The organism is Pseudomonas sp. RC2C2, assembly GCF_018390435.1.
Classification (GTDB): domain Bacteria; phylum Pseudomonadota; class Gammaproteobacteria; order Pseudomonadales; family Pseudomonadaceae; genus Aquipseudomonas; species Aquipseudomonas donghuensis.
Map to the genome: position 1 here is coordinate 1,056,981 of NZ_JAHBAX010000002.1, position 24,945 is coordinate 1,081,925.

Below are 24,945 nucleotides of genomic sequence, written 5' to 3' on the forward strand. Positions count from 1 at the left end.
CCAGGCGCTACGCCGCGGCCGGTATGGCAACCGGGGCGGCGTTGCGCACCTGTCGTTGCAGGGCACTGGCGACGGCAAAACCGATCAGAGCCAGCAGCATCATGGCGATGAACACATAGTTGTAGCCTTGCTGGCCCGGGAAGTGGTCAAGGATTGCGCCGTAGCCGACATAGGCGAACATCCCCGGCGCATAGCCGATCAGGCAACCGATGCCGAAAGCGGAACCTGTAATGTGCGGGGCGATGCCGACTTCGCCCATCGGTGCCCAGAACACCCCGCGCATGGAAAACACGATAAAGGCGAACGACAGCGTCGCGGCCATGCCGGCATAGATGAAGCCCGGGCTCTTGGGGACCAGGAGGATGATCGCCATCATCGGTAGCAGTGCCAGGAACGCCCATTTCAGGTAGCGGCTGGGGCTCTTGAAGTGTTTGTCGGCGATGAAACCGCCCGCCGGCCCGCCGAAGATCTTAAGCATGTACTGGTTGATGATGCCGTAGGCACCGACCAGCGCCAGCGGCAGGCCATAGACTTCCTTCAGGTATGGGATGAAATAGGTCAGGCCGCAGTAGACGATGTAAACCATGAACACGTTGAAGCTGACCAGCCAGATAGCCGGGACCTTGATGGCTTGCATGAGGTTGGCCAGCGGGTTCTTGGCGCTGGTCTGGGCTGGCGCCTGATTGCCTTTGAGCAAAAACCAGGTCAGCACGCCGGCGGCGATATCGATCAAGGCGTAGAACAGGATCGCCGCTTTCAGGCCATGTTCGCCGCTGCCCAGGGCAATGAACACGCCCAGCGCGGAAAACGCCACCAGCGTATCGACGACGCCCCGGCCACCTTCCAGCAGGCCGAACATGCGCCCTTGTTCCTGGTCGTTGCCCAGGCCGCGAATGGCCTTGAGCAGCGCTGGCCAGTAGATGCAGTCGGCACAGACCGCGAGCAGGCAGAACACCACCATCAGGCTGCTGAACGGCGGGAAGGTGGCCAGGTACAGGCCCAGGGCGCCGGTACCGATCAGGCCCAGCGGGATCAGCTTGCGGGTATCGTAACGGTCGGCCAGCATGCCGCCGATCACGAACAACCCGGTGGCGATGATGGCGTTGGCGCTGAGCAGCAAGCCGATTTGCGTATGCGAAAGCCCCATGAAGTCCTGCATGGGGACGTAGAACGCGTCCTTGAGGTTGGCCAGCTTGTAGACGGTGCCGCCACCGAGGATCAGGACCAGGAATTTGAACCATTTGGCCTTGTCGTGCGCTGTCATTTTCTTATTCTCCAGGCGTGTTTGGTTGTGGCGTTCAAGGGGTGGCGCAGCTGGCCAGGGTCAGCTCGGCGAGGGTGCGCAGCTCGGCCAGCAGGGTTTTCACGTAGCTGACCTGGTTGTTGGCCCAGCGCTGCTCACCGGCCAGCATCTGTTCGAGGGTGAAGCCGGCGGGCAGGGGCGTGTCACTCATTTCCCGGTAGGCAATGAACGGATCGGCCGGCTCGTTGTGTTGACGGAAGGCCGGGGCGATGTAGTGGTTCTCCTGTTCGAGGATGAAGGCGATCACTTGCGCCTGCCGGTCCCCGAGCATCAGCAGCTCGAACAGCATGCGCGCGCCGGGTAGCTCGTCCTCGGCGCTGCCCTGAAGCACACCGTAGTGGCCAAAGCCCTGGTCTTCGGCCACCACCCGTACGCCCTTGAGGTGGCTCTGGCGAATATGCGGGGCGAGGTTGCGCAGGGCCTGCAGCGGTTGCTCGCAGGCATTGATCATGTTGCCGAAATCGAACAGGGCATTGAGGCGCGGATGGTTGGCCTGGCGCAGCAGCTGGGCAATTTCATCGCTCTTGAGCTCCTCGTGCTGCTCGAAGTCGAAGTGCAGGTCGTGGGCATCGGCTTGGTGGGCCAGGTACAGCAGGTCGCCACCGATCTGGTCCATCACCTGCGACAGCAAGCCTTCATAGCGCGAGTACACGCGAATGTTGCGGCTGCCGATGACCTTGGCCACGGCAACCACCGCATCGACGTCGGCCTTGCGCGTGCTGCTGATCTCCAGGTGCACGTCCAGTTGCAGGGCCCGGGCCTTTTCAGCAAAGGCGCACAACTGCGTAGTGTTCATTTGCGCCAGGCTGTTGTGCTCACCGTCGAGCATGTGCAGGCTCAGGCCGGCCAGTTCATGTCGATAGGCGAAGTCGAGCAGGTCGAACGGGGTGACGCGCCCGTGGGTGAGGTTGGTCAGCAGCGGGTAGGCGTGGGCAAACAGTCGCGCCTGGTCGAGGCGTTCAAGCAGGCGGGTGGCCAGCTCGCGGGTCAGCAGGGGTGCGTCAGCACCTTGCGCATTGTGGTTCAGCAACGTAGCGAAGCGTTTTTGTATTGTGTTCATTCGAGTCGTTCCTGGTGCGGGCACCGGTTTACCGGCGCGTTCTTTATCGCGCCGCCGAGGAACACTCGATAGATCCATTACCAATCAATTGATAAGGCCACTGCTCAGACCGGGTGGCCAATCGCCCTGAGGGCCTGCACCAGCGCCTCGACCTTGGCCTCGGCCTGATCCTGGGGCGTGCCGGCAAAGCCGAGCAGCAGCGCCGGTGGCAAGTAGCGCGTGAGGCAGTAGTCACTCAAGGCGTAGGTATGCACGCCATGCCCGGCCAACTGCCGGGCCAGTGCCTGGTCATCCAGCTGCGGCGGGAGCCAGGCAATCAGGTGCATGCCGGCTTCGACCGGGGCAACCTGCAAAAAGCCGCCCAGGCGCCGTTGCAGCACCTCCAGCAAGCACTGCTGGCGGGCCTGGTACAACGTCCGCATGCGGCGGATATGGCCAATGAAGTGGCCTTCACTCATGAAGTCGGCGGTCACTGCCTGCAACAGGGTCGGCGGGCTGCGGTCGAGCACCGCGCGCAAGGTGCAGAACGGTTCGACCAGTGCCGGGGGCAGAATCACGTAACCCAGGCGCAGGGAAGGGAACAGCACCTTGCTGAAGGTGCCGACGTAGATCACCCGGTCGCCTCGGTCCATGGCGTACAGCGCCGGCAATTGCCGGCCGCGGTAGCGCATTTCGCTGTCGCAGTCGTCTTCGATGATCCAGCTGCCACTGGCCGCCGCCCAGTCAATCAGTTCCAGGCGCCGGTTGTGGCTGAGGGTCATACCCAGCGGGTGTTGCCGTGACGGGGTGGTGAACACCAGGCGCGCCTCGGGGCATTCGTCAATGGCGTGTTGCACATCGAGGCCCTGATCGTCGATGGGGACGGGCACCACCCGGCAGCCATGGGCCTGAAAGGCGATACGCGCGGCGATATGACCAGGGTCTTCCATCCATACCGGCTCGTCCGGGTTGAGCAGCAGCATCGCCAGCAGGTTGAAGGCCTGCTGCGCGCCGGAGACGATCACCACTTGCTCGGCGTTGCAGTCGATACCGCGGGCGTCGAAAACGTACTCGGCAATCGCCTGGCGCAGCGTCTGCAAGCCCTGCAGTTCGCCATAACCGAGCATGGCCTTGCTCGGTTTCTGCCCGTGGCGGTTGAGCAGACGCTTCCACAACGTCTGGGGAAAGGCCTCGAAAGCGCCATGACTGGGCAGGAACGAGGTCGGTGTATCGGCGCCGCAGTGGGCGTAGGACACCCCGCGAAAATGATCGCTGCGCAGCGACAGCATCGACTGGCTCAGCTCCGAGAGCTTGGGTGGCGCGGGAGCTTGCAGCTCGGCACCGGCGCTGCGCTGCCACTCGTCACTGACATAGGTGCCAGCGCCGGTACGCGACACCAGGAAGCCCTCGGCAATCAACTGGTCGAAGGCGTTGAGCAGGGTAATGCGCGAGAGCTGCAATTCCTGGCTCAGGGTCCGCGTCGATGGCAAGCGAATGCCGCCTTGCAGGCGACCGGTGAGGATCTGCTTGCGGATCTGCAGGTACAGCTGGCGGTAAAGCGGCGTCGCGCTGTCACGGTCCAGTTCAATACCTGAGAACAATAAACCGGCGGGGGACTTCATCAAGGGCTCGCAGGCACGGAGGAGGGCCTGGCTATGCTACGAGAAAGCCCGCCAGGCAGCCAGCCCACGGGGTTTTGTCATCAAATGAAAACAGCCTGTCGTCCGATGCGAAGCACCCGGCAAGCGTTGGGCATAGAGTCCAGTCAACAAGAATTGACGCACTGCGTCAGGATGACTGGAGTGACATGCATGGCCAAAGTCGTACGCTTCTATGAAACCGGTGGCCCCGAGGTTCTGCGCTATGAGGATGCCGAGGTCGGCGAACCGGGCCCGGGGCAAGTTCGCCTGCGCCAGGTGGCGGTGGGCCTGAACTACGCCGACACCTATTTTCGCAACGGCACCTACCCGATCGCGCTGCCCAACGGCATGGGCGTGGAAGCCTCCGGGGTGGTACAGGCGGTCGGCGAGGGCGTGACCCAGGTCGCGGTCGGCGACCGGGTGACCTATACCGGCTTTCTCAACACCCTCGGCGCCTACTGCACCGAGCGCCTGATCCCGGCGGCGGCGCTGATCAAGCTGCCGGAAACCATCGCCTTCGAAACCGCGGCGGCGATGACCATGCGCGGCCTGACCTCGGCCTACCTGATGCGCCGCCTGTACGACTTCAAGCCCGGTGACACGATTCTGCTCCACGCTGCCGCCGGTGGCGTGGGCCTGATCGTTTCCCAGTGGGCGCGCCTGCTCGGCCTGACGGTGATCGGCACCGTGTCCACCGAGGCCAAGGCCGAAGTGGCCCGCGCCCATGGTTGCAGCCACACCATCAACTACAGCCATGAAGACGTGGCCAAGCGTGTGCGCGAGCTCACCGACGGCGTTGGCGTCAACGTGGTGTTCGACAGCGTCGGCAAGAGCACCTTCATGGCCTCGCTGGACTCGCTCAAGCGCCGCGGCCTGATGGTCTGCGTCGGCACCGCCTCGGGCAGCATCACGCCGTTCGACCCGCAGATCCTGGCGATCAAAGGCTCGTTGCAGCTGACCCGTCCGGCGCTGGCCGACTACATCGCAGATCCGGCCGAGAAGGCCGACCTTGCCGGCGAGCTGTTCGAGCATGTCAGCAGCGGGCGGATCAAGATCGAGATCAACCAGCACTATGCGTTGCAGGACGCGGTCCAGGCCCACCGTGACCTGGAAGCACGCAAGACCACCGGTTCGTCGATCTTCGTCATCTGAAGAGGGCAACAGCATGCACATCGAACAACTGACCTGCGCCATCGGTGCCGAAGTCATCGGGGTCAACCTGGCAGATGCGATTCATGATGACGACCTGTTCGAGCAACTGCGTGCGCAGTTGCTCAAGCACCGGGTGCTGTTCTTGCGCGACCAGAACATCACGCGCGCCGAGCACGTGGCCTTTGCCAGTCGCTTCGGCGAGCTGGAGGACCACCCGGTGGCCGGCAGCGACCCCGAGCACCCGGGCCTGGTACAGATCTACAAGCGCCCGGACCAGCCGGCCGATCGCTACGAAAACGCCTGGCACACCGACGCCACCTGGCGCGAGGCACCGCCCATGGGCTGCGTGTTGCGCTGCCTGGAATGCCCGCCGGTAGGCGGCGACACTATGTGGGCGAATATGGTGCTGGCTTACCAGAACCTGCCGGAGGAGGTGAAGGTCAAGATCGAGGGCCTGCGTGCCCGGCACAGCATCGAGGCCAGTTTTGGCGCCGCCATGACGCTGGAAAAACGCCTGGCGCTCAAGGCGCAGTTCCCCGATGCCGAGCACCCGGTGGTGCGCACCCACCCGCAAACGGGCGAGCAGGTGCTGTTCGTCAACGCCTTCACCACCCACTTCAGCAACTACCACACGCCGCAGCGGGTGCGTTTCGGCCAGGATGCCAACCCCGGTGCCAGCGACCTGCTGCGCTACCTGATCAGCCAGGCCTACCTGCCCGAATACCAGGTGCGCTGGCGCTGGAAACCCAACAGCGTGGCGATCTGGGATAACCGCAGCACCCAGCACTACGCGGTGATGGACTACCCGCCTTGTCACCGCAAGATGGAGCGCGCCGGAATCAAGGGCGATCGCACCTTCTGAGCGCCTGCAACACCCCAGGACAATAACAAGACCGAGGACTACAGCATGCAATTCTTCGACGATTCGTTGCACCCGGAAAACATGGAAAAAGTGGTGATCACCGTGGCCCCGTACGGCCCGGAATGGATGCCCGAGGACTTTCCCGAAGACATTCCGCTGACCATGGACGAACAGGTACAAAAGGCGGTCGATTGCTATGAGGCCGGTGCCACTGTGCTCCACCTGCACGTGCGCGAACTGGACGGCAAGGGCTCCAAGCGCCTGTCGAAATTCAACGAACTGATTGCCGGCGTGCGCGAGGCGGTGCCGCAGATGATCATCCAGGTTGGCGGCTCGATCTCGTTCGCCCCGGAAAGCGATGGCGAGGCGGCCAAGTGGCTGTCCGACGACACCCGGCACATGCTCGCGGAGCTGACGCCCAAGCCCGACCAGGTCACCGTGGCGATCAACACCACGCAGATGAACATCATGGAGCTGCTGTACCCGCAGTACCTGGAAGGCACCTCCCTGGCCCATCCGGCGATCCAGGCCGCCTACAGCGAAATGACCGTACCGGCCGGTCCCGCCTGGGTGCGCGAACACCTGCGCCGTTTGCAGGCGAGCGGTATCCAGCCGCACTTCCAGTTGACCGGTATGCACGCCCTGGAAACCCTTGAGCGCATCGTGCGCAAGGGCGATTACATGGGCCCGCTGAACCTGACCTGGATCGGCATTGGCGGCGGTTTCGACGGGCCCAACCCGTTCAACTTCTTCAACTTCATTCACCGGGCGCCCAACGGCTGCACGCTGACCGCCGAATCGTTGCTGAAAAACGTCCTGCCGTTCAACACCATGGCCCTGGCCATGGGGCTGCACCCGCGTTGCGGCAACGAAGACACCATCATCGACCAGCACGGCAAGCGCTTCGGTTCGGTGCAGCAGATCCAGCAGACCGTGCGCGTGGCCCATGAACTGGGCCGCGAGATCGCCAACGGCAAGGAGGCGCGGGCCATCTACCGCATCGGTGAGCAGTACAGCAGCATCGAGCAGACCCTCCAGGCCAACGGCATGGCGCCTAACCGCCAGCCGGGCCAGAAGGGTGTGCCGCAGCGCGCCTGATTGGACAGGTCCGGCACGCTTGTGCGAGCCGGGCCGCCGATCCGCAGCGCTGTCCGTCGGGCTTTTCAGCTTTTCAATAAAAACAAGAACAAGACTCACGCCAGACAACCACAGGAGGCAGCATGGCCGCCTATCTTGCCAATGCCACAGACGATGGCGCCGACACTTCACGGGGCATTCCACGGCGTTATGCCTGGATTGTCTTCGCCTTGACCTTCGGCCTGCTGATTTCCGACTACATGTCGCGGCAGGTGCTCAACGCCGTATTCCCGCTGCTCAAGGCCGAATGGGCCCTGAGCGACAGCCAGTTGGGCCTGCTCAGCGGCATTGTCGCGCTGATGGTCGGGCTGCTGACTTTCCCCTTGTCGCTGCTGGCCGACCGCTTCGGGCGGATCCGCAGCCTGGTGCTGATGGCCGTGCTCTGGAGCCTGGCAACCCTCGGCTGCGCCCTGGCCGACAACTACCCGCAAATGTTTGCCGCACGCTTTCTGGTCGGCGTCGGAGAGGCCGCCTACGGCAGCGTCGGCATCGCCGTGGTGGTGTCGGTGTTCCCCCGTGACATGCGCGCCACCCTGGCCGGAGCCTTCATGGCCGGCGGCATGTTCGGCTCGGTGCTGGGCATGGCCCTGGGCGGCTTGATGGCCCAGCACTTCGGCTGGCGCTGGGCGTTTGCCGGCATGGCCTTGTTCGGCCTGTTGCTGGCATTGCTGTACCCGCTGATCGTCAAGGAGGCAAAGATCGCTCCCCAGCGTGTGCAGGCTGCCGCCGACAAGGTCAGCCGGCCACTGCATACCCTGTACGGCAGCCGTTCGGTGATCGCCGCCTATGTCGGCAGCGGTTTGCAGTTGTTCGTCGGCGGCACGGTGATCGTCTGGATGCCCAGCTACCTGAACCGCTACTACGCCATGAGCACCGACCAGGCCGGGGTGGTGGCCGCCATCATCGTGCTGTGCAGCGGCATCGGCATGATCCTCTGCGCCATGCTTTGCGACCGCCTGGGCCGCCAGCGTCCGGACCGCAAGATCAGCCTGGCCATCGGCTATTGCCTGGGCAGTTGCCTGTTGCTGTCGCTGGCCTTCGCGCTGCCGTCGGGCACCGCGCAACTGGTGCTGATCTGCCTGGGGATGATGGTTGCCGCCGGCACCAACGGGCCGTCCAGCGCCATGGTCGCCAACCTGACTCATTACTCGGTGCACGGCACGGCGTTCGCCACCCTGACCCTGGCCAACAACCTGCTTGGCCTGGCGACCGGGCCGCTGATCACCGGCCGGGTGTCCGACCTGATCGGCCTGCATGGCGCCTTCCAGCTGGTGCCGTTGATCAGCATCGGCGCCGCGGCGGTGTTCTTCATCGCCAAGCGGCATTACCACCATGACATGGCCCGCCTGGACAACCCGCACGCGGTTGAGCCTGGTGCGGCCCGGGAGTTGAAACCGTGAAGCACGTGCTGTCGATCGAAGTGTTCTTCGACTTTATCTGCCCCTGGTGCCTGATCGGCCAGGCTCATCTGCAACGGGCCCTTGAGCAGTTGCGGCGCGAGCAGCCGGAAGTTGAGGTGAGTCTGCACTGGCGCGGGGTGCAACTGCTGCCGCAGATGGCCAGGACCGGCCAGCCGTTCGAGGCGTTCTACCGCAAGCGCCTGGGCAGTGATGAGGCAGTACGCCTGCGCCAGGCGCAGGTGCGCGCCGCCGCCGAGGCGGCAGGGGTGGATATCGATTTTTCCCGTATCAGTCGCATGCCCAATACCGCCGACGCCCACCGCTTGCTGCAGCGCGCCGTGGCGCTGGGCTCGCCGGAACAGGCCCAAGCCCTGCTGGCCAGGCTGTTTGCCGCCTACTTTCAGCAGGGCAAGGACCTGGGCGATCCGATTACCTTGCTGCACATCGCCCGCGCCTGTGGCCTGGAGCCGGCCCAGGTTGCCGATTGCCTGCGCGGCGATGCCAGCCCGTTCATTGGCGCCAATGACCGCGCCGCCGATGGCGTGCCGTGTTTCCGTTTCAATCAGCGCCTGCGGGTGTCGGGCGCGCAGCCGGTCGCGGTGCTGCTGCAGGCCATGGGCGACGCCCTGGAAGAGGCGGCCCCGGCATGAGCCTGCGCTATCCGGTACCGGCCGACAAAGTGCCGGCGCGTGGCGGGCGGGTGCTGCTCGAATGGCAAGGCAGGAGCGTGGCGCTGTTCAACGTCGCTGACACCTTTTACGCCATCGACGACAGTTGCCCGCACCAGGGCGCCTCGCTGTGCGGCGGGCGCCTGGACGGGCGGGTGATCCAGTGCTGCGCCCATGGCCTGCGCTTTGATCTGGCCAGCGGCTACTTGCTCAACTCCAATCAACTCAAGGTTGCCAGCTACCCGGTCGAGCGCCAGGGCGAGCAACTGTTCATCGTTTTAGCGTGCAAGGAACCGGGCCAATGAGCGTGATCGCAATTACCGCCGTCAATCTTCGTGCCCGGGAACTGGCGCCGGGCTTTATCGTCAGCCTGATCGCCGCGGCGGCGGCCAGCTTTCTCAGTGAGCACTACGATGCCCCGGTGATGCTGTTTGCCTTGTTGCTGGGCATGGCCCTGAACTTTCTTGCGGCCGATGGCCGTTGCAAGGCCGGGATTGAATTTACTGCGCGCACGGTGTTGCGCCTGGGGGTGGCGCTGCTGGGCATGCGCATTACCCTGAGCCAGATCGCCAGCCTGGGCTGGAAACCGGTGGCGCTGGTGGTGATCTTGGTGGTGGTGACCATCCTGGTTTCAGTAGTGGCCGCCCGTGCTCTGGGCTTTCAGCGCTTGTTCGGCATGCTTACCGGCGGTGCCACGGCGATCTGCGGTGCATCGGCGGCCCTGGCCCTGGCCGCGGCCTTGCCCCAGCACCCGCAGAAAGAGCGCGCCACCTTGTTTACCGTGATCGGTGTGTCAGCGCTGTCGACCCTGGCGATGATCGTCTACCCGATGATTGCCGGCTGGCTGCAGTTGTCGCCGCAGCAGGCCGGGGTGTTTCTCGGCGCGACCATTCATGATGTGGCGCAGGTGGTGGGCGCGGGGTACAGCATGTCTACCGAGACCGGGGATGTGGCCACCGTGGTCAAGCTGATGCGCGTGGCCATGTTGCTGCCGGTGATTGTCTGTGCGGCGATGATCACCCGCCGCGCCGGCGGCGATGCCAGTGGGCAGCGACCGCCATTGTTACCGTGGTTTGCCGTCGGTTTCGTGTTGCTGGCCTGCATCAACAGTACCGGCTGGGTGTCGGCGGCCGTGCAGGGCGGGGTCAATGACCTGTCGCGCTGGTGCCTGGTGGTGGCGATCAGCGCCCTGGGCATGAAGACTCAGCTCAAGGAGCTGGCAGCGGTGGGCTTCAAGCCGATTGCGCTGATGGTCGGGGAGACGGTGTTTCTGGTGTTGCTGGTGCTGGCGCTGATGCACTGGGGGTTGTAGACGGTTGCCCACAACCGTTCTGCATGCTCCGCGAACCTGTGGGAGCTGGCTTGCCAGCGATGGTAGTCCAGGCAGCGCCTGATGTGCCGGCTGAACTGGCCTCATCGCTGGCAAGCCAGCTCCCACAATGTATCTGTGTACGCCGAACCTGCAGGAGCGGGCTAGACCCGCGATCGAGCGCGCAGCGGTCGTAGTCCGGTCAGCGCTGACTGTGCCGGCGATCATGCTGCGCCCGCCAACTGGCCGGGGGCATGCCGAACTGGGCGATGAACCAGCGGGTAAATGAACTGGGCATCGAGTAGCCGAGCATGTCGGCAATCCGCCCCAGCGAATAGCTGGGGTTTTCCAGGTAGCGGATCACCAGGTCACGGCGCACGCCGTTGACCAGGTCGCTGAAGGTTACCCCGCATTCCTCCAGGCGCCGCTGCAAGGTGCGCACGTTCATGCCCTGGGTTTGCGCTACCTGCTCGATGGTCGCCCGGCCCATGGGCAGCAGCAGGTAGATGGTCTTGCGCATTTCCAACTCCAGCGACAGCTTGCCACCGGCCTGCAGGGTATCCAGGTAGCGCTGCGCCAGGCGCGCCATGGCTTCGTTGGCCAACGGATTGGCCGTGTCGAGGTCGGCGGCCGGGCAGACGATGCCATTGAATTCGCTGCCAAACACCAGCGTGCAGCCAAAGATCCGTCGATGAATCGCCAGGTCCGCGGGCGCGGCATGGGTGAAGTTGGCGCTGATCGGATGCCAGTGGGCACCCAGCAGGGCGGCGCACAAGCGCAGCATTACGCCAATGGCCAGTTCCGTCGCCTGACGGCCGCGCTGGGGCAGGTCGGTGACCACCTCTTCACGAATGATCACGGTCTTGCCAGCCTCTTCGATATGGATGGCCAAGGCGTCGTTGAGCAGATGGCGGTACTGCACGATGACCTGCAGGGCATCGCGCAGGGTGCGCTGGTGGCTGAGCAGCAGGCTGATTTCGCCGAAATCCGACAACTGGCGCAATTCGGCCATGCGCAAGCCGAAGGTTTCGCAGCCGCTGACCCGCGCCGACTCCTCCAGCAGGGTCACCACGCTGGAGACCGCAATACGTTGGTTGGGATCGTCGAGCAGGGCGGCGCTCAGGCCGACGTGGGCCAACAGGGCATGAGGGTTGAGCCCCAAGTGACGGGACACCTCAAGGTAGTTGGTCAGGCTTGCAGCACGTACGAGGGCGGTCATTTTATTGTTTTCCACGCGTTCTCATCTGGCGTTCCGCTTCTGTGGCGGGTGGTTCGTTATAGCGCGGGTGTCGTCAAATGAGAAGCCGTTTTCGGCGAGTGAAATCAGCGCAACGGCCCTGATCACGGGCCGCTCGGTGGTAAGCCAGAAACCCTGTCATCAAATGAAAAGTCGCTGACGCGCAATGTAAAGCGCCTCGGGGGAGGGCTGATTACTGTGACTGTGCAAACGCTCCAGGTGACCTGCGAGCGCACTGTCTTGAGCATAGGTGCCGACGTGGAAAAACTGCATACCACCGCTACTGTCCTGATCGTCCCCGGCCTGCGCGAGCATGTCGCCGAGCATTGGCAGACCTTGCTGGCGGCGCGCCTGGCCAAGGTCCATACGGTGCCACCGCTGCAGCGCAACGGCCTGGACTGCAATGCCCGGGTCGAGGCCATCGAGCAGGCGCTGGAGCAGATCGACGGCGAGGTAGTGCTGGTAGCGCACAGCGCCGGCGTGCTGATGGTGGCCCATTGGGCGGCGCGCTATCAGCGGCCGATCAAGGGCGCACTGCTGGCGGCGCCGCCGGACCTTGAGGCGGCGTGGCCCGCCGCCTACCCAAGCGCGGACAGCTTGCGCGCCAACGGCTGGAGCCCGCTGCCGATCACGCCGCTGCCGTTCCCAAGCATCGTCGCCGCCAGTAGCAATGATCATCTGGCCAGCCTTGAGGCGGTCAGCAACATGGCGCGCGGCTGGGGCAGCCAGTTGCTCGAACTTGGCGCCGTCGGCCACCTCAACCCGGCAGCCGGCTACGGCCCCTGGCCCCAGGCCGAAACCCTGATCCAGGCCCTGGATCGCTAATCCTGCAGTAGCGCACGGACGCTTGAGCCAAGCCCGCAAACGACGGGCGGCGAAAAAAAACAATAACAATAAGTGGAGTCATCGCGATGCCAAACCCTCGCATTCACCGTGCTGTGAAACCACAGCGCTGCCTGCTGGCCTGCGCCATCGGCCTGCTGGCACTGCCCGGCGCCCAGGCCTTTGAAGTCGATACCGGCAGTGAAGACTGGGCCGTGCGCCTGGATAACACGGTCAAGTACAACTACGGCGTGCGCACCGAAAGCGCCGACAAGCGTCTGTTGGCAACCCCCAACAACAACGACGGCGACTACAACTTCCGCAAGGCCGGAACCACCGTCACCAACCGCGTGGACCTGCTCACCGAACTGGACGTGATCTACCAGGGCAACATGGGCTTTCGTGTCAGCGCCGCCAGTTGGTACGACAAGGCCTATGACAACACCGGCTCCAACTCCAACCCGTTCGTCAACGGCAACGGTGGCCAGTCGGGCATCAACCCCAGCCTCAACGGCTTGCCCGGCACCGGCGTGCCCTTGGGCAGCCCGCACCTGAGCAACTACGCCCAGCGTTACTACAGCGGCCCGTCCGGGGAAGTGCTCGATGCCTTTGTGTTCATGCGCCGTGAAGTGGGCGACTCATCCGAGATCAGCGCCAAGCTCGGCCAGCACAACCTGTTTTGGGGCGAAACCCTGCTCAACCCGGTGCATTCGCTGAGCTATGGGCAGTCGGGCCTGGACCTGGCCAAGCTGGCCGCGTCACCCGGCACCGAAGCCAAGGAACTGTTCGTGCCGCGCAATCAACTCTCGGCGGCGTTTCTGCTCAACCCCGAGCTCACCGTTGGCGCGCAGTATTTCTTCGACTGGGATGCCGCGCGGCTGCCGGAAGCCGGCACCTATTACGGTGGTTCGGACCTGGTGGGCGAGGGCGCACAGAGCTTGTTGCTCGGCCATACCGGCACCCCCGGGCTGATTCCGGTACGTGGCGCGCTGACCAGCATCCGCCGTGGCCACGACCTGACCCCGGGTAAGCGCGGCGACTGGGGCGTCATGGCCAAGTGGTCGCCCGAATGGCTCGGCGGCACCCTGGGTATCTATTACCGCAAGAGCTCGGAGATTCTGCCCCAGGCCTGGCTCGACGCCCGTGGCCTGACCGTCGCCAACGGCCCGTTCGGCAACCCGCCGGGCAGCGCCCAGGGCGCGGTGGGCAACCTCTACAACTCGCTGCAAAGCGCCACCTACCAGTTCGCCTATGCCGACGACATCGACATTTACGGCTTGAGCCTGTCCAAGGATGTCGGCGGTATCAGCGTCGGCAGCGACCTGAACATTCGCCACAACATGCCTCTGGCGAGTATACCGGCGATCCTCAGCGCACCGGGGCCGGCCGGCCTGGGCGGCGGTTTCGGGCTCTTGCCTGCGCGCTTGCCAAGCAGCGGCGTGGTTTATGAGGTGCCGTCGGACGGCGACAGCATGAGTGCCACCGGCGACACCCTGCACTGGACCCTCAACGGCCTGATGACCCTTGGCGACACGCCGTTGTTCGACTCGGCGACCCTGCTCGGCGAGCTGTTCTACAGCAACCTGCTCAAGCTCGATAGCCACAACGAGGCCTTGTACAAGGGCAAGGGCAGCTACCGCGGCATCGACCAGCCGACCCGCGACAACTGGGGCATCGCGGTCAACTTCACGCCGACCTGGTACCAGGTGTTTCCAGGCATGGACCTGAGCATGCCGCTGTCGATCAACCTCGGCCTGGACGGCGTGTCGCCGGTACAGGGCGGTGGCGCCGAGAACACCGGCAACTACGCCGTGGGCCTGAGCGCGGCGATCTACAACCAGTATTTCGTCGACCTCAAGTACGTCGACGGCTTCGGCAAGACCCAGTCCTGCAACAACGGCCAGACCGACGGCACCACCCCCAACGCCCTGGACGGCGAACAAGACTACACCTGCTACGGCGGCGGATACGCCGCGTTCTCTGGCGGCGCCGCCACCACCGAGGACCGTGGCGCGCTGTACCTGACCCTGAAAACCACCTTCTGAGTCACACAGGAAAACAACAATCATGAACTACGTGCACACCCTGTTGGCCACGTGCCTGTCGCTGGCTGCCCTGAACGCGGCTGACGCCGCTGTCTCCCCCGAACAGGCCGCGCGCCTGGGCACCAGCCTGACGCCGATTGGCGCAGAAAAGGCCGCCAACGCCGACGGTTCGATCCCCGCCTACCAGGGCGGCCTGCTGACCCCGCCGGCGGCGTTCAAGAACGGCGCGAGCATGCGCCCGGACCCGTTCGCCGAGGAAAAACCGCTGCGGGTCATCGATGGCAAGAATGCCGACCAATACAAGGGACAACTGACCGCCACCACCCAGGAACTGCTCAAGCGCTTCCCAAGTTTTCGCGTCGATGTCTACCCCACCCATCGCAGCGTGGCGCTGCCGCAACCGGTGCTCGACAACACCCTGAAGAACGCCGTGGCTGCCCGCAGCCAGGAGGGCGGTAGTGCGGTCGACAACGTGCTGCCGGGCATTCCGTTCCCGATCCCGCAGAGCGGCGCCGAGGCCATGTGGAACTTCCTGTTGCGCTACCAGGGCGTGAGCATGACCGCCAAGTACGACTCGTGGAACGTCGATGCCGCCGGCAACGCGACCCTGAGTACCACCGGCCAGGCCAACATCAGCTACCCGATCTACGAAGACATGGCCAAGCCGATCGGCGCCAAGGACACCTACTACCAGATGAAACTCACCTACACCGCGCCGGCCCGGCGCGCCGGTGAGGCGATGATGCTGCGCGATGCCGCCAACCCGCTGGTGCAGCCACGCAGCGCCTGGCAGTACCTGCCGGGGCAGCGTCGGGTCAAGCTGGCACCGAACCTGGCCTACGACACGCCCAACCCGGGCACCTCGGGCTCGGGCACTTACGATGACGTGTTCGTCTTCAATGGCGCCCTGGACCGCTACGACTGGACCCTGGTCGGCAAGCAGGAAATGTACGTGCCGTACAACACCTACCGGCTGACCTACAACACCGACGTCAAGCAGCTGACCACGGCCAATCACCTGGCGCCGCAGTTCGTGCGCTGGGAAAAGCACCGGGTCTGGGTGGTGGAAGGCAAGCTCAAGGATGGCGCGCGGCATATCTATCACAAGCGCCGCTTCTACCTCGACGAGGACAGCTGGATCGCCCTTGCTTCGGACCAGTATGACGCCCGTGGCCAGCTGTACCGTGGCTCCTTCGCCTTCCTTAGCCAGAGCTACGACAAACAGACCCCGGATGCCACGCCGTTCATGATCTACGACCTGATCGGCGGCACCTACAACCTCAATGGCGTGGTCGGTGCCTACGGTGGCATCCGCTACATCGAGCCATTGTCACGGACCCAGTGGTCGCCCGAATCCCTGGCCGGGGCCGGCATTCGCTGAGCCTGATGATCACACACCGTGGAGGATCAGGGATGAATGTGTTCAAACGCTGCAGCGTGATGCTGCTGGCCTGGGGCGCTGCAAGGCGCGGCCCAGGCCGAGGCTTACGTCGACGTACTCGACCTGCCGGCGCTGCCCAGCGCGCTGGCAGCGTCCAGCGCCTTGCGCGATGTCACCCGCGCCGGCGCCCGCCTGGTTGCCGTGGGGCCACGGGGGCACATCCTGTATTCGGATGACCTTGGCAGCCACTGGCAGCAAGCGCAGGTGCCGGTCAGCGCCGACCTCAATGCCGTGAGTTTTCCGACCCCTGAGCTTGGCTGGGCGGTGGGCAACGACGGGGTGATCCTGCACAGCCGCGACGGTGGCTTGCGTTGGGAAAAACAGCTGGACGGGCGACAGCTCGGTGCGCAGGCGCTGGCCTATTACCAGGCACGGGCGCAGACAGGGGGCGATCAGTGGGCCGCCTGGGTGGGCGAGGGCGAGCGCCTGGTCGCGGAGGGTGCCGACAAGCCGTTGCTGGATGTCTGGTTCAGCGACCCGCTGCATGGCTATGCGGTCGGGGTGTTCAACCTGGTGTTGCACACCGCTGACGGCGGCCAGCACTGGACCCCCTGGCTTGAGCGCAGCGACAACCCGCAAGGCCTGCACCTGACTGGCCTGGCCAGTGTCGACGGTGCGCTGTACATCAGCGGCGAGCAGGGCCTGCTGCTCAAACTGAGCGCCGATGGCGAACGCTTCCAGCGCCTGCACACGCCGTATGCCGGCAGCTACTTCGGCGTCATCGGCAAGCCCGGGACGCTGCTGGCCTATGGGCTACGCGGCCATGTGCTGCGTAGCAGCGACGGCGGCGCCCGGTGGCAGCCGGTCAATACCGGCCTGAATACCAGCATCACCGCCGCCAGCCTCGACGCCAGCGGGCGCTTCTGGCTGGCGAGCCAGGCCGGTGATCTGCTGGTCAGCAGCAACGACGGCGCACGTTTCAGCGCCGTGGCGCAGAGCGAACGCGCCCCGGTGAGCGGCGTGGCCTTCGATAGCGCCGCCGACCTGGTGCTGGTCGGTGAGCGCGGCATTCGCACCCTGGCCCTCGAACAACCGCAGCAGCCATAACAAGAGAAAACCCTGATGGCCGACATCCAACAAGACACCTTGCCGGTGATCCGCAACCTCGGCGACTTCGATACGCGCTCCGGCAATCGTCTCGAACGCCTGGTGTTCAACCATCGGTTACCGTTCATGCTGTGCATGCTGCTGGTCACCCTAGTGCTGGGCTACATGGCCCTGACGCGTCTGGAGCTACGGCCCAGCTTCGAGAAGATGATCCCGCAGAGCCATCCCTACATCCAGAACTACCTGGACAATCGCCAGTCGTTGCGCGGCCTGGGCAATTCACTGCGGGTGGTGGTGGAAAATACCCGCGGCGATATCTTCGACCCGGCCTACCTGCAGACCCTGCGCCAGATCAACGACGAACTGTTCCTCAGCCAGGGCGTCGACCGCGCCTGGATGAAATCCCTGTGGAGCCCGGCGGTGCGCTGGACCGAGGTCACTGAAGAGGGCTTTCAGGGCGGCCCGGTGATGCCCGACGCCTACCAGGGCTCGGCCGCCGACATCCAGCAACTGCGCCAGAACATCGAGCGGGCCAACATTCTCGGCAGCCTGGTGGCACGTGACTTCAAATCAAGCATGCTCATCGTGCCGCTGCTCGACCAGGCCTCGGCGACTGGCGCCAGCATCGACTATCACGGCTTCAGCGCCAAGCTTGAGCAACTGCGCCAGCAGTACGAAGCAGGTGGCGTGTACAAGCTGCACGTGATCGGTTTCGCCAAGCTGATGGGCGACCTGATCGACGGGCTGCTGCAGGTGATGCTGTTCTTCGCCCTGGCGGTGCTGACCACGCTGCTGATCATCTACCTCTACACCCGCTGCGTGCGCAGCACCTTGCTGGTGGTGCTGTGCTCGTTGACGGCGGTGGTCTGGCAGCTGGGTATCGTCGCCTGGCTGGGGTATGCCATCGACCCGTATTCGATCCTGGTGCCGTTCCTGATCTTTGCCATTGGCGTCTCCCACGCCGCGCAGAAAATGAACGGCATCATGCAGGACATCGGCCGCGGCACCCACCGGCAGATCGCCGCGCGCTATACCTTCCGGCGTTTGTTCGTCGCCGGGGTCACCGCTTTGCTGGCCGATGCGGTGGGCTTTGCCGTGCTGATGCTGATCGATATCCCGGTGATCCAGGACCTGGCGACGACCGCCAGCATCGGTGTGGCGGTGCTGATCTTCACCTCGCTGCTGTTGATGCCGGTGGCGCTGTCGTACGTCGGCGTCGGGCGCAAGGCGGCCGAACGGGCCTTGCGCATCGACCTGCGCGCGGCCGAGCACCGGGGCTTTGGCAAGCTCTGGGACCTGCTCGACCGCTTTACCGAACGCAAGTGGGCCACCGCTGCGGTGCTGGTGGCTGTGCTACTCGGCGCTGGTGGCTTCTGGCTCAGCCTGCAACTGAAAATCGGCGACCTCGACAGCGGCGCCCCGGAGCTGCACGCCGACTCGCGCTACAACCGCGACAACGCCTACATCACCGGCCACTACGCGCTGTCCAGCGACACCTTCGCGGTGATGATCAAGACCGCGCCGGAAGGCTGCCTGCGCTACCAGACCCTGGTGCTCGCCGACCGCCTGGCCTGGGCACTGCAACAGCACCCGCAGGTGCAGACCACCCTGTCGCTGACCAATGCGGTACGGCAGATCACCGCCGGCACCTACGAGGGCAACCCCAAGCTGAGCAGCATTCAGCGCAACCAGGACGTGCTCAACTACGCCGCCCAGCAAGCCTCGGTGAACGCCCCGGAGCTGTTCAACAACGACTGCTCGCTGATGCCGGTGATTGCCTACCTCAAGGATCACAAGGCCGACACCCTGGATCAGGTGGTGGCGATTGCCGAGCGCTTTGCCCAGGCCAACAGCGGCGAGGATCGCCAGTTCCTGCTGGCGGCCGGCAGCGCCGGGATCGAGGCGGCGACCAATATCGTGGTGCGTGAGGCCAACCGCAGCATGCTGTTGCTGGTGTATCTGGCGGTGACGTTGTTCTGCCTGATCACCTTCCGCAGCTGGCGCGCGACGCTGGTGGCGGTGCTGCCGCTGATGCTCACTTCGGTGCTGTGCGAGGCGCTGATGGTGACCATGGGCATTGGCGTCAAGGTCGCCACCTTGCCGGTGATCGCCCTGGGCGTGGGCATTGGCGTGGATTACGCGCTGTACCTGCTCAGCGTGCAGCTGCACTACCAGCGCCAGGGCCTGTCGCTGGCCCAGGCCTACAAGAACGCCGTGGCCTTTACCGGCCGGGTGGTGGGCCTGGTCGGCATCACCCTGGCCGCCGGGGTGGTGGGCTGGGCCTGGTCGCCGATCAAGTTCCAGGCCGACATGGGCATCCTGCTGACCTTCATGTTCCTGTGGAACATGCTCGGTGCGCTGATCCTGATTCCGGCGTTGTCGCATTTTCTGTTGCCCGTCAGCAAGGCGCGGGCGCCTTCACCCAGCCCCGGCAATGTCGAGGGGCTGCACCTCAACACCCAACCAGCCGAGTGTTCATCGCATGTCTGACTACCTACCGCCGTTGCGCGACATGGATTTCCTCTTCAACGAAGTCTTCGACATCCCCGGCCAGTGGGCGCGGATACCGGCCCTGGCCGAGCAGGTCGATGCCGACACCGCGCGGGCCATCCTGGAACAGGCCGGCAAGCTCATCGCCCAGCAGGTGGCGCCGCTCAACCGCAGTGGCGACGAGCAGGGTTGCCGCTGGCAAGACGGCCGCGTGAGTACCCCGGACGGTTTTGCCCAGGCCTACCGCAACTACGCCGACGACGGCTGGGTGGGCGTGGCCGGGGCAACCGAGTATGGCGGCATGGGCATGCCCAAGGTCATCGCCGCCCAGGTCGAGGAGATGCTCAACGCCGCCAACCTGTCGTTCGCGCTGTACCCGATGCTGACCGCCGGGGCCTGCCTGTCGCTGCTCAACCACGCCAGCGAGGCGCTCAAGGCACGTTACCTGCCGCCGATGTACGAAGGGCGCTGGTCGGGGTCGATGTGCCTGACCGAACCCCATGCCGGCACTGACCTGGGGCTGATCCGCAGCCGCGCCGAGCCGCAGGCGGATGGCAGTTACAAGGTCAGCGGCACGAAGATTTTCATTACCGGCGGCGAACAGGACCTGACCGAGAACATCATTCACCTGGTGCTTGCCAAGCTGCCGGATGCACCGGCCGGCGCCAAGGGTATCTCGCTGTTCCTGGTACCCAAGGTGCTGGTCGAGGAGGGCGGTGCGCTGGGCCAGGCCAACGCGGTGAGTTGCGGCTCCATCGAGCGCAAGATGGGTATCAAGGCGTCGGCCACCTGCGTGATGAACTTCGACGGTGCTATCGGCTATCTGGTGGGCGAGGCCAACAAAGGCCTCAACGCCATGTTCACGATGATGAACTACGAGCGCCTGGGCGTGGGTATCCAGGGCCTGGCGTTGGGCGAGCGCTCGTACCAGAACGCCGTTGCCTATGCCCGCGAACGCCTGCAAAGCCGCGCATCTACCGGGCCGCAGGCGCCTGAACAGGCGGCCGACCCGATCATCGTGCACCCGGATGTTCGGCGCATGCTGCTGACCATGAAAGCGCTGAATGAAGGCGGGCGAGCGTTTTCCACCTATGTAGCACTGCAACTGGACCTGGCCAAGTACAGCGAAGACGCCCATGAACGCAACCGGGCCGAAGCGCGGGTGGCACTACTGACCCCGGTGGCCAAGGCATTTCTCACCGACATGGGCCTGGAGACCACCGTGCACGGCCAGCAGGTGTTCGGCGGCCACGGTTACATCCGCGAATGGGGCCAGGAACAACTGATTCGTGATTGTCGCATCACCCAGATCTACGAGGGCACCAATGGTATCCAGGCCCTGGACCTGCTCGGGCGCAAGCTGGTTGCCGACGGTGGCCGCACCTACGCGGCGCTGGCGCAGGAGATCAACGCCTTCGCCGAGGGGCTGGCGCCGTCACGTGGCGAGTTCAAGGCGCCGTTGCAACTGGCCGTGGCCAACCTCGATGACCTGACCGCCTGGGTGCTCGATCGCGCCCAGGGCAACCCGAGGGAAATTGGCGCGGCGGCGGTGGAGTACCTGCAGGTGTTCGGCTACACGCTGTATGCCTATTTATGGGCGCAGATGGCGGACGTCGCCCTGGCGCAGGACGGCGCGTTCTACCAGAGCAAGGTGGGCACCGCCCGCTTCTATTTCGCCCGCTTGCTGCCGCGCATCCGCTCGCTCAGTGCCAGCGTCAAGGCCGGCAGCCAGAGCCTGTACCTGCTGGAGGCCGAACAACTGTGAACGAGGCGCACATGACCACCACCCGCATCATCGAACCGGCCCCCGGGGCCTATGCTTATCCGTTGCTGATCAAGCGCCTGCTGCTCTCGGGGGTGCGCTATCAGCCCGGCCAGGAAATCGTCTATGCCGACAAGCTGCGCTACAGCTACAGCACCTTGCTCGAACGCATCCAGCGCCTGGCCAATGTGCTCAGCCAAGCCGGGGTCAAACCCGGCGACACCGTGGCCTTGCTCGACTGGGACAGCCACCGCGCGCTGGAGTGCTTCTTTGCCGTGCCGATGCTCGGCGCGGTGCTGCATACCGTCAACGTCCGGCTGTCACCGGAGCAGGTGCGCTACACCATGAACCATGCCGAGGATCACCTGGTGCTGGTGCATGACGACTTTCTGCCGCTGATTGCGCCGTTGCGCGATCAGTTGCCGACGGTGAAGGGCTACATTGGCCTGAGCGATGGCCCTGGCGCCGACACGAATCTGCCGCTGCTGGGTGAGTACGAAGCGCTGCTGGCCAGCGCCGAGACCTCGTTCGACTTCGCCGATTTCGACGAAAACTCCGTCGCCACGCTGTTCTACACCACCGGCACCACCGGCAACCCCAAGGGCGTGTACTTCACCCATCGGCAACTGGTGCTGCACACCCTCAACGAACTGGGCACCTTCGCCGCCAGCGGAGGCGAGGCACTGCTGCGCTCGGGTGATGTGTACATGCCCATTACACCGATGTTCCACGTGCATGCCTGGGGCGTGCCTTACGTGGCCACGGCACTGGGGATCAAACAGGTTTACCCCGGCCGCTACGAGCCCAACCAGTTGGTGCGCTTGATGCGTGAAGAGCAGGTGAGCTTCTCCCACTGCGTACCGACCCTGCTGCAGATGATGCTCGACTGCGAAGAGGGTCAGCGCACCGACCTTAGCGGCTGGAAGATGCTGCTCGGTGGCAGTGCCCTGACCCAGGGCCTGGCGGCGCGGGCCAGTGCCCGGGGCATTCGCGTGCACTGCGGTTACGGCATGTCGGAGAGCTGCCCGTTGCTCAGCGTCACCCGCCTCAGCGCTGCGGACCTGGCGCTGCCGATGCACGAGCAACTGCCGCTACGCATCAATGCCGGGGTGCCGATCCCGCTGGTGGACCTGCGCATCGTCGACGAACACGGCGAGGCGCTGGCCCATGACGGCGAAAGCCTCGGGGAAATCGTCGTCCGCGCGCCGTGGCTGACCCAGGGCTACCTGAAAGAGCCGGAGCAGGGCGCCGCGCTCTGGGCCGGCGGCTGGCTGCACACCGGTGACATGGCCTGCATCAATGAACACGGCGTGGTGCAGATTCGCGATCGGATCAAGGACGTGATCAAGACCGGCGGCGAGTGGATCAGCTCGGTGGCGCTGGAGAGCCTGATCAGCCAGCACAGCGGTGTCGAGTCGGTGGCGGTGGTGGCGGTGGCCGATGCGCAATGGGGCGAACAGCCGCTGGCCCTGGTGGTCTGCGTTGCCGGCGTCGAGCTGGACCAGCCAGCGCTGGCCCGCCACCTGCAGCCGTTTGTCGACAGTGGCCACCTGAATAAATGGGCGATCCCGCGGCTGGTGCGCTTTGTCAGTGAGATTCCGAAAACCAGCGTCGGCAAGATCAACAAGAAGCTGATTCGCGAACGCCACGGCAGCGTCTGAAAGACGGCGTTGAGGGGGAAGGCTCTGTAGGAGTTGTCAGCTCCTACAGATCAGGCTTCGGTCAGACTTCGGTCAGGTCCGAGGTTAGCGGCTGGACGGCATTGATGCAGTGCAGTTGCTGGTCAGCCAGGTCCTGGGCAAGGGCCACCATGGTCATGGTCGGGTTCCACGAACCACTGGCCGGCCACAGCGCGCCACCGGTGACGTAGACGTTTTCCACACCATGGGGGCGGTAATCCAGGCCAACGACGCCTTCGTCCTTGTCGCCAATCCACAGTGTCGAGCCTTCGTGCACCAGCCCGGCCACCCGGCGCTCGGGAATGCTTGGCCGCTCGCTGGTCCAATGGCCCAGGTTCGGGTCGCCATGCCAGTATTCGACCTTGCCCTCGGGGGCAAACACCCGTTCCATCATCTGGAAGGTCCCTTGATCCATGGTGTCCCAGGTTTGCCGGTCGGTTTCGCTGGCCAGCACCTGCAGGTTGACGTTGGTGGTCGGGTCGGCCTGGCCGTTGAGGTGGAAGTGGTTTTCCGGGTTGCGGAAGTCGATCTCGCCGAGCACGGCGCAAACGAACACCAGGTAATCCTTCGACGATTCCAGTTGCGCCATGGATGCGGTGGCCACCACGTCAGGCATGTAGCGCGCGGCTTTCTGCGCGTTCTTTGCAGGCTCGCGGTCAGACAGCACCGACAGCTGCACGTGGTACTGCATGCCGTTGTCCCGGTTCTTGCCGGCCAGGTAGATCGCCGCCAGTTCCAGCTCGGCCAGCTTGGCGGCGAACGGGTAGTCCTTGCGCGGCACCCGCGCCACCACCGAGGTGATGAAGTGCGCGGTAAAGCGATCGCCAGCACGCTTGACCTGCGGGAACGAGTTCATCAGCAAGGTCGCCGGCGGCAGGGTGCCCATGGCCAGGATCAGCTTGGCATTGCCGATGTTGACCACCCCGCGCGAGGTTTGCAGCGCAGTGGCTACGCCATCCTGCTGGTGGATACGTTCGACAACGCACTCGGTAATGATGCGCAGCGGGCTGCCGCTGCCGGCGGCGGCAAGGTCGGCTTGTTTGCCCGCCAGTTCCATGATCGAGGCCGGGGTCGAAAACTTGGCGAAGTCAACGCCGCCAGCACGATCGGCAGCGGCAGCGAGTGGCGCCGGTAACCAGCGCGTGGCCGAGTCGATCTTGCCGATGTTGTGCTCGAGCATTTTCTGCAGCTCAAGCTGCAGGGTGCCGTAGACCGGGCGCTGCTCGGTAACATGGGCGCGCACTTGCGGGTCGAGCTGGGTGTCGATCTTGTCGGCCGGGATCACGTTGAGCAGCTTCTCGGCCGACTCGAAGCGGGCCTCGGCGGCAGCGATGGTCTGCTCGGGCCAGAAGGCCATTTCATCTTTGGTCGGCCGTGGGCACCAGGCGCTCCACATGATGCTGCGCCCGCCAAAGAACGGCACCATGCCGTGCTGCCAGCCGATGTTGCCCGGTGGCTGGCTGGCGGTGCGGGCCGAGAGGGTCCAGGGGAAGGTTTCGGAAAAGCCGCCGAGGGTTTTCTGGTAGGGGATCGGCAGGTTCTGGAAGTGCTCGGGGAGGAAGAACGGCCCGCGTTCGACCATCAGGATCCGCGCCTTGGGGTTGCTGCCCAGGATCCGCTCGGCGAAGGCCAGGGAGCAGAAGCCGGTACCGATGATGATGAAGTCGAACTGCTCCTCTTCGCGGACCTGTTTCCAGGCGGACTCGGAGAGAAAGAACACATGGTCCAGCACCTTCTGTGCGTTGGGTGTTTGTGGGCCGGGGGTGGGGTAGCCATGACCGAAATTGGTCGAACTGGTGACTGCGCTCATTGTTGCCTCCAATCATTGTTGGCAGAGGGTCTATCGTCCTTGTACCGCGGTTGCAACCCGCGAACGCGGGGATGCGCTGGTGCGTTGGTGCGCTGCTAACGC

The 24,945-nt window shown here is 64.6% G+C and carries 19 protein-coding genes; 14 read left to right on the plus strand and 5 right to left on the minus strand.

The genetic code is table 11. From position 1 onward, the window contains the following. Nucleotides 1-7: 7 nt before the first annotated feature. The 3 genes from KHO53_RS23600 to pdxR all read right to left on the minus strand — a co-directional run bounded on the left by KHO53_RS23600 (nucleotide 8) and on the right by pdxR (nucleotide 3,964). On the minus strand, nucleotides 8-1,264 hold the full coding sequence (locus tag KHO53_RS23600; RefSeq protein WP_213571008.1) for an MFS transporter: 1,257 nt from the start codon (nucleotides 1,262-1,264) through the stop codon (nucleotides 8-10). Between the two features lie 34 nt (nucleotides 1,265-1,298). Continuing rightward, a complete protein-coding gene (locus tag KHO53_RS23605) occupies nucleotides 1,299-2,363 on the minus strand; it encodes an IolE/MocC family protein (RefSeq protein ID WP_010226069.1) in 1,065 nt (354 codons plus the stop codon). Between the two features lie 104 nt (nucleotides 2,364-2,467). Beyond that, nucleotides 2,468-3,964, minus strand: a complete 1,497-nt coding sequence (gene pdxR / locus KHO53_RS23610; RefSeq protein ID WP_213571010.1) for a MocR-like pyridoxine biosynthesis transcription factor PdxR — start codon at nucleotides 3,962-3,964, stop codon at nucleotides 2,468-2,470. 189 nt (nucleotides 3,965-4,153) lie between these two features. Between pdxR and KHO53_RS23615 the strand changes: the two genes are divergently transcribed. The 7 genes from KHO53_RS23615 to KHO53_RS23645 all read left to right on the plus strand — a co-directional run bounded on the left by KHO53_RS23615 (nucleotide 4,154) and on the right by KHO53_RS23645 (nucleotide 10,513). Beyond that, nucleotides 4,154-5,134 (plus strand): quinone oxidoreductase family protein, encoded by a 981-nt coding sequence (locus tag KHO53_RS23615; RefSeq protein ID WP_010226073.1) that lies wholly within the window; start codon nucleotides 4,154-4,156, stop codon nucleotides 5,132-5,134. 13 nt (nucleotides 5,135-5,147) lie between these two features. Next, the gene (locus KHO53_RS23620; RefSeq protein ID WP_010226075.1) at nucleotides 5,148-5,996 is read left to right on the plus strand and encodes a TauD/TfdA dioxygenase family protein; all 849 of its coding nucleotides are present in this window, start codon (nucleotides 5,148-5,150) and stop codon (nucleotides 5,994-5,996) included. Between the two features lie 45 nt (nucleotides 5,997-6,041). Next, the gene (locus KHO53_RS23625; protein WP_159388648.1) at nucleotides 6,042-7,094 is read left to right on the plus strand and encodes a beta-keto acid cleavage family enzyme; all 1,053 of its coding nucleotides are present in this window, start codon (nucleotides 6,042-6,044) and stop codon (nucleotides 7,092-7,094) included. Nucleotides 7,095-7,216: 122 nt separating this feature from the next. Further along, nucleotides 7,217-8,533 (plus strand): MFS transporter, encoded by a 1,317-nt coding sequence (locus KHO53_RS23630; protein WP_010226079.1) that lies wholly within the window; start codon nucleotides 7,217-7,219, stop codon nucleotides 8,531-8,533. Further along, nucleotides 8,530-9,183: a DsbA family oxidoreductase gene (locus KHO53_RS23635; RefSeq protein ID WP_010226081.1), complete on the plus strand. Its 654-nt coding sequence runs from the start codon at nucleotides 8,530-8,532 to the stop codon at nucleotides 9,181-9,183. The genes KHO53_RS23630 and KHO53_RS23635 overlap by 4 nt, the downstream gene beginning before the upstream one ends. Then, the gene (locus KHO53_RS23640; protein WP_010226083.1) at nucleotides 9,180-9,506 is read left to right on the plus strand and encodes a Rieske (2Fe-2S) protein; all 327 of its coding nucleotides are present in this window, start codon (nucleotides 9,180-9,182) and stop codon (nucleotides 9,504-9,506) included. The genes KHO53_RS23635 and KHO53_RS23640 overlap by 4 nt, the downstream gene beginning before the upstream one ends. Next, on the plus strand, nucleotides 9,503-10,513 hold the full coding sequence (locus tag KHO53_RS23645; RefSeq protein WP_213571012.1) for a YeiH family protein: 1,011 nt from the start codon (nucleotides 9,503-9,505) through the stop codon (nucleotides 10,511-10,513). The genes KHO53_RS23640 and KHO53_RS23645 overlap by 4 nt, the downstream gene beginning before the upstream one ends. A 199-nt stretch (nucleotides 10,514-10,712) precedes the next feature. Here KHO53_RS23645 and KHO53_RS23650 read toward each other — a convergent pair whose 3' ends face one another. Next, nucleotides 10,713-11,729, minus strand: a complete 1,017-nt coding sequence (locus KHO53_RS23650) for an AraC family transcriptional regulator (protein ID WP_213571014.1) — start codon at nucleotides 11,727-11,729, stop codon at nucleotides 10,713-10,715. A 276-nt stretch (nucleotides 11,730-12,005) separates the two neighbouring features. Here KHO53_RS23650 and KHO53_RS23655 point away from each other — a divergent pair, with 276 nt between their 5' ends. The 7 genes from KHO53_RS23655 to KHO53_RS23685 all read left to right on the plus strand — a co-directional run bounded on the left by KHO53_RS23655 (nucleotide 12,006) and on the right by KHO53_RS23685 (nucleotide 23,015). After that, nucleotides 12,006-12,572, plus strand: a complete 567-nt coding sequence (locus KHO53_RS23655; protein WP_026001482.1) for an RBBP9/YdeN family alpha/beta hydrolase — start codon at nucleotides 12,006-12,008, stop codon at nucleotides 12,570-12,572. Nucleotides 12,573-12,658: 86 nt separating this feature from the next. Continuing rightward, nucleotides 12,659-14,614, plus strand: coding sequence for a DUF1302 domain-containing protein (locus tag KHO53_RS23660; protein WP_213571016.1), 1,956 nt, complete (start codon nucleotides 12,659-12,661; stop codon nucleotides 14,612-14,614). Nucleotides 14,615-14,636: 22 nt separating this feature from the next. Then, entirely contained in the window at nucleotides 14,637-15,995 is a 1,359-nt protein-coding gene (locus KHO53_RS23665; protein ID WP_010226092.1) for a DUF1329 domain-containing protein, read from the plus strand. Between the two features lie 78 nt (nucleotides 15,996-16,073). Then, entirely contained in the window at nucleotides 16,074-17,102 is a 1,029-nt protein-coding gene (locus KHO53_RS23670; protein ID WP_213571276.1) for a YCF48-related protein, read from the plus strand. A 15-nt stretch (nucleotides 17,103-17,117) separates the two neighbouring features. Then, nucleotides 17,118-19,592, plus strand: coding sequence for an efflux RND transporter permease subunit (locus tag KHO53_RS23675; protein ID WP_100783247.1), 2,475 nt, complete (start codon nucleotides 17,118-17,120; stop codon nucleotides 19,590-19,592). Beyond that, nucleotides 19,585-21,357, plus strand: a complete 1,773-nt coding sequence (locus tag KHO53_RS23680; RefSeq protein ID WP_213571018.1) for an acyl-CoA dehydrogenase C-terminal domain-containing protein — start codon at nucleotides 19,585-19,587, stop codon at nucleotides 21,355-21,357. Before KHO53_RS23675 ends, KHO53_RS23680 begins: the two co-directional genes overlap by 8 nt. Nucleotides 21,358-21,368: 11 nt before the next feature. After that, entirely contained in the window at nucleotides 21,369-23,015 is a 1,647-nt protein-coding gene (locus KHO53_RS23685) for a fatty acid--CoA ligase (RefSeq protein ID WP_100783274.1), read from the plus strand. 61 nt (nucleotides 23,016-23,076) lie between these two features. Here the strand turns inward: KHO53_RS23685 and KHO53_RS23690 are convergent, their stop codons facing one another. Next, nucleotides 23,077-24,843: a GMC oxidoreductase gene (locus KHO53_RS23690; protein ID WP_036995613.1), complete on the minus strand. Its 1,767-nt coding sequence runs from the start codon at nucleotides 24,841-24,843 to the stop codon at nucleotides 23,077-23,079. Between the last annotated feature and the right edge of the window lie 102 nt (nucleotides 24,844-24,945).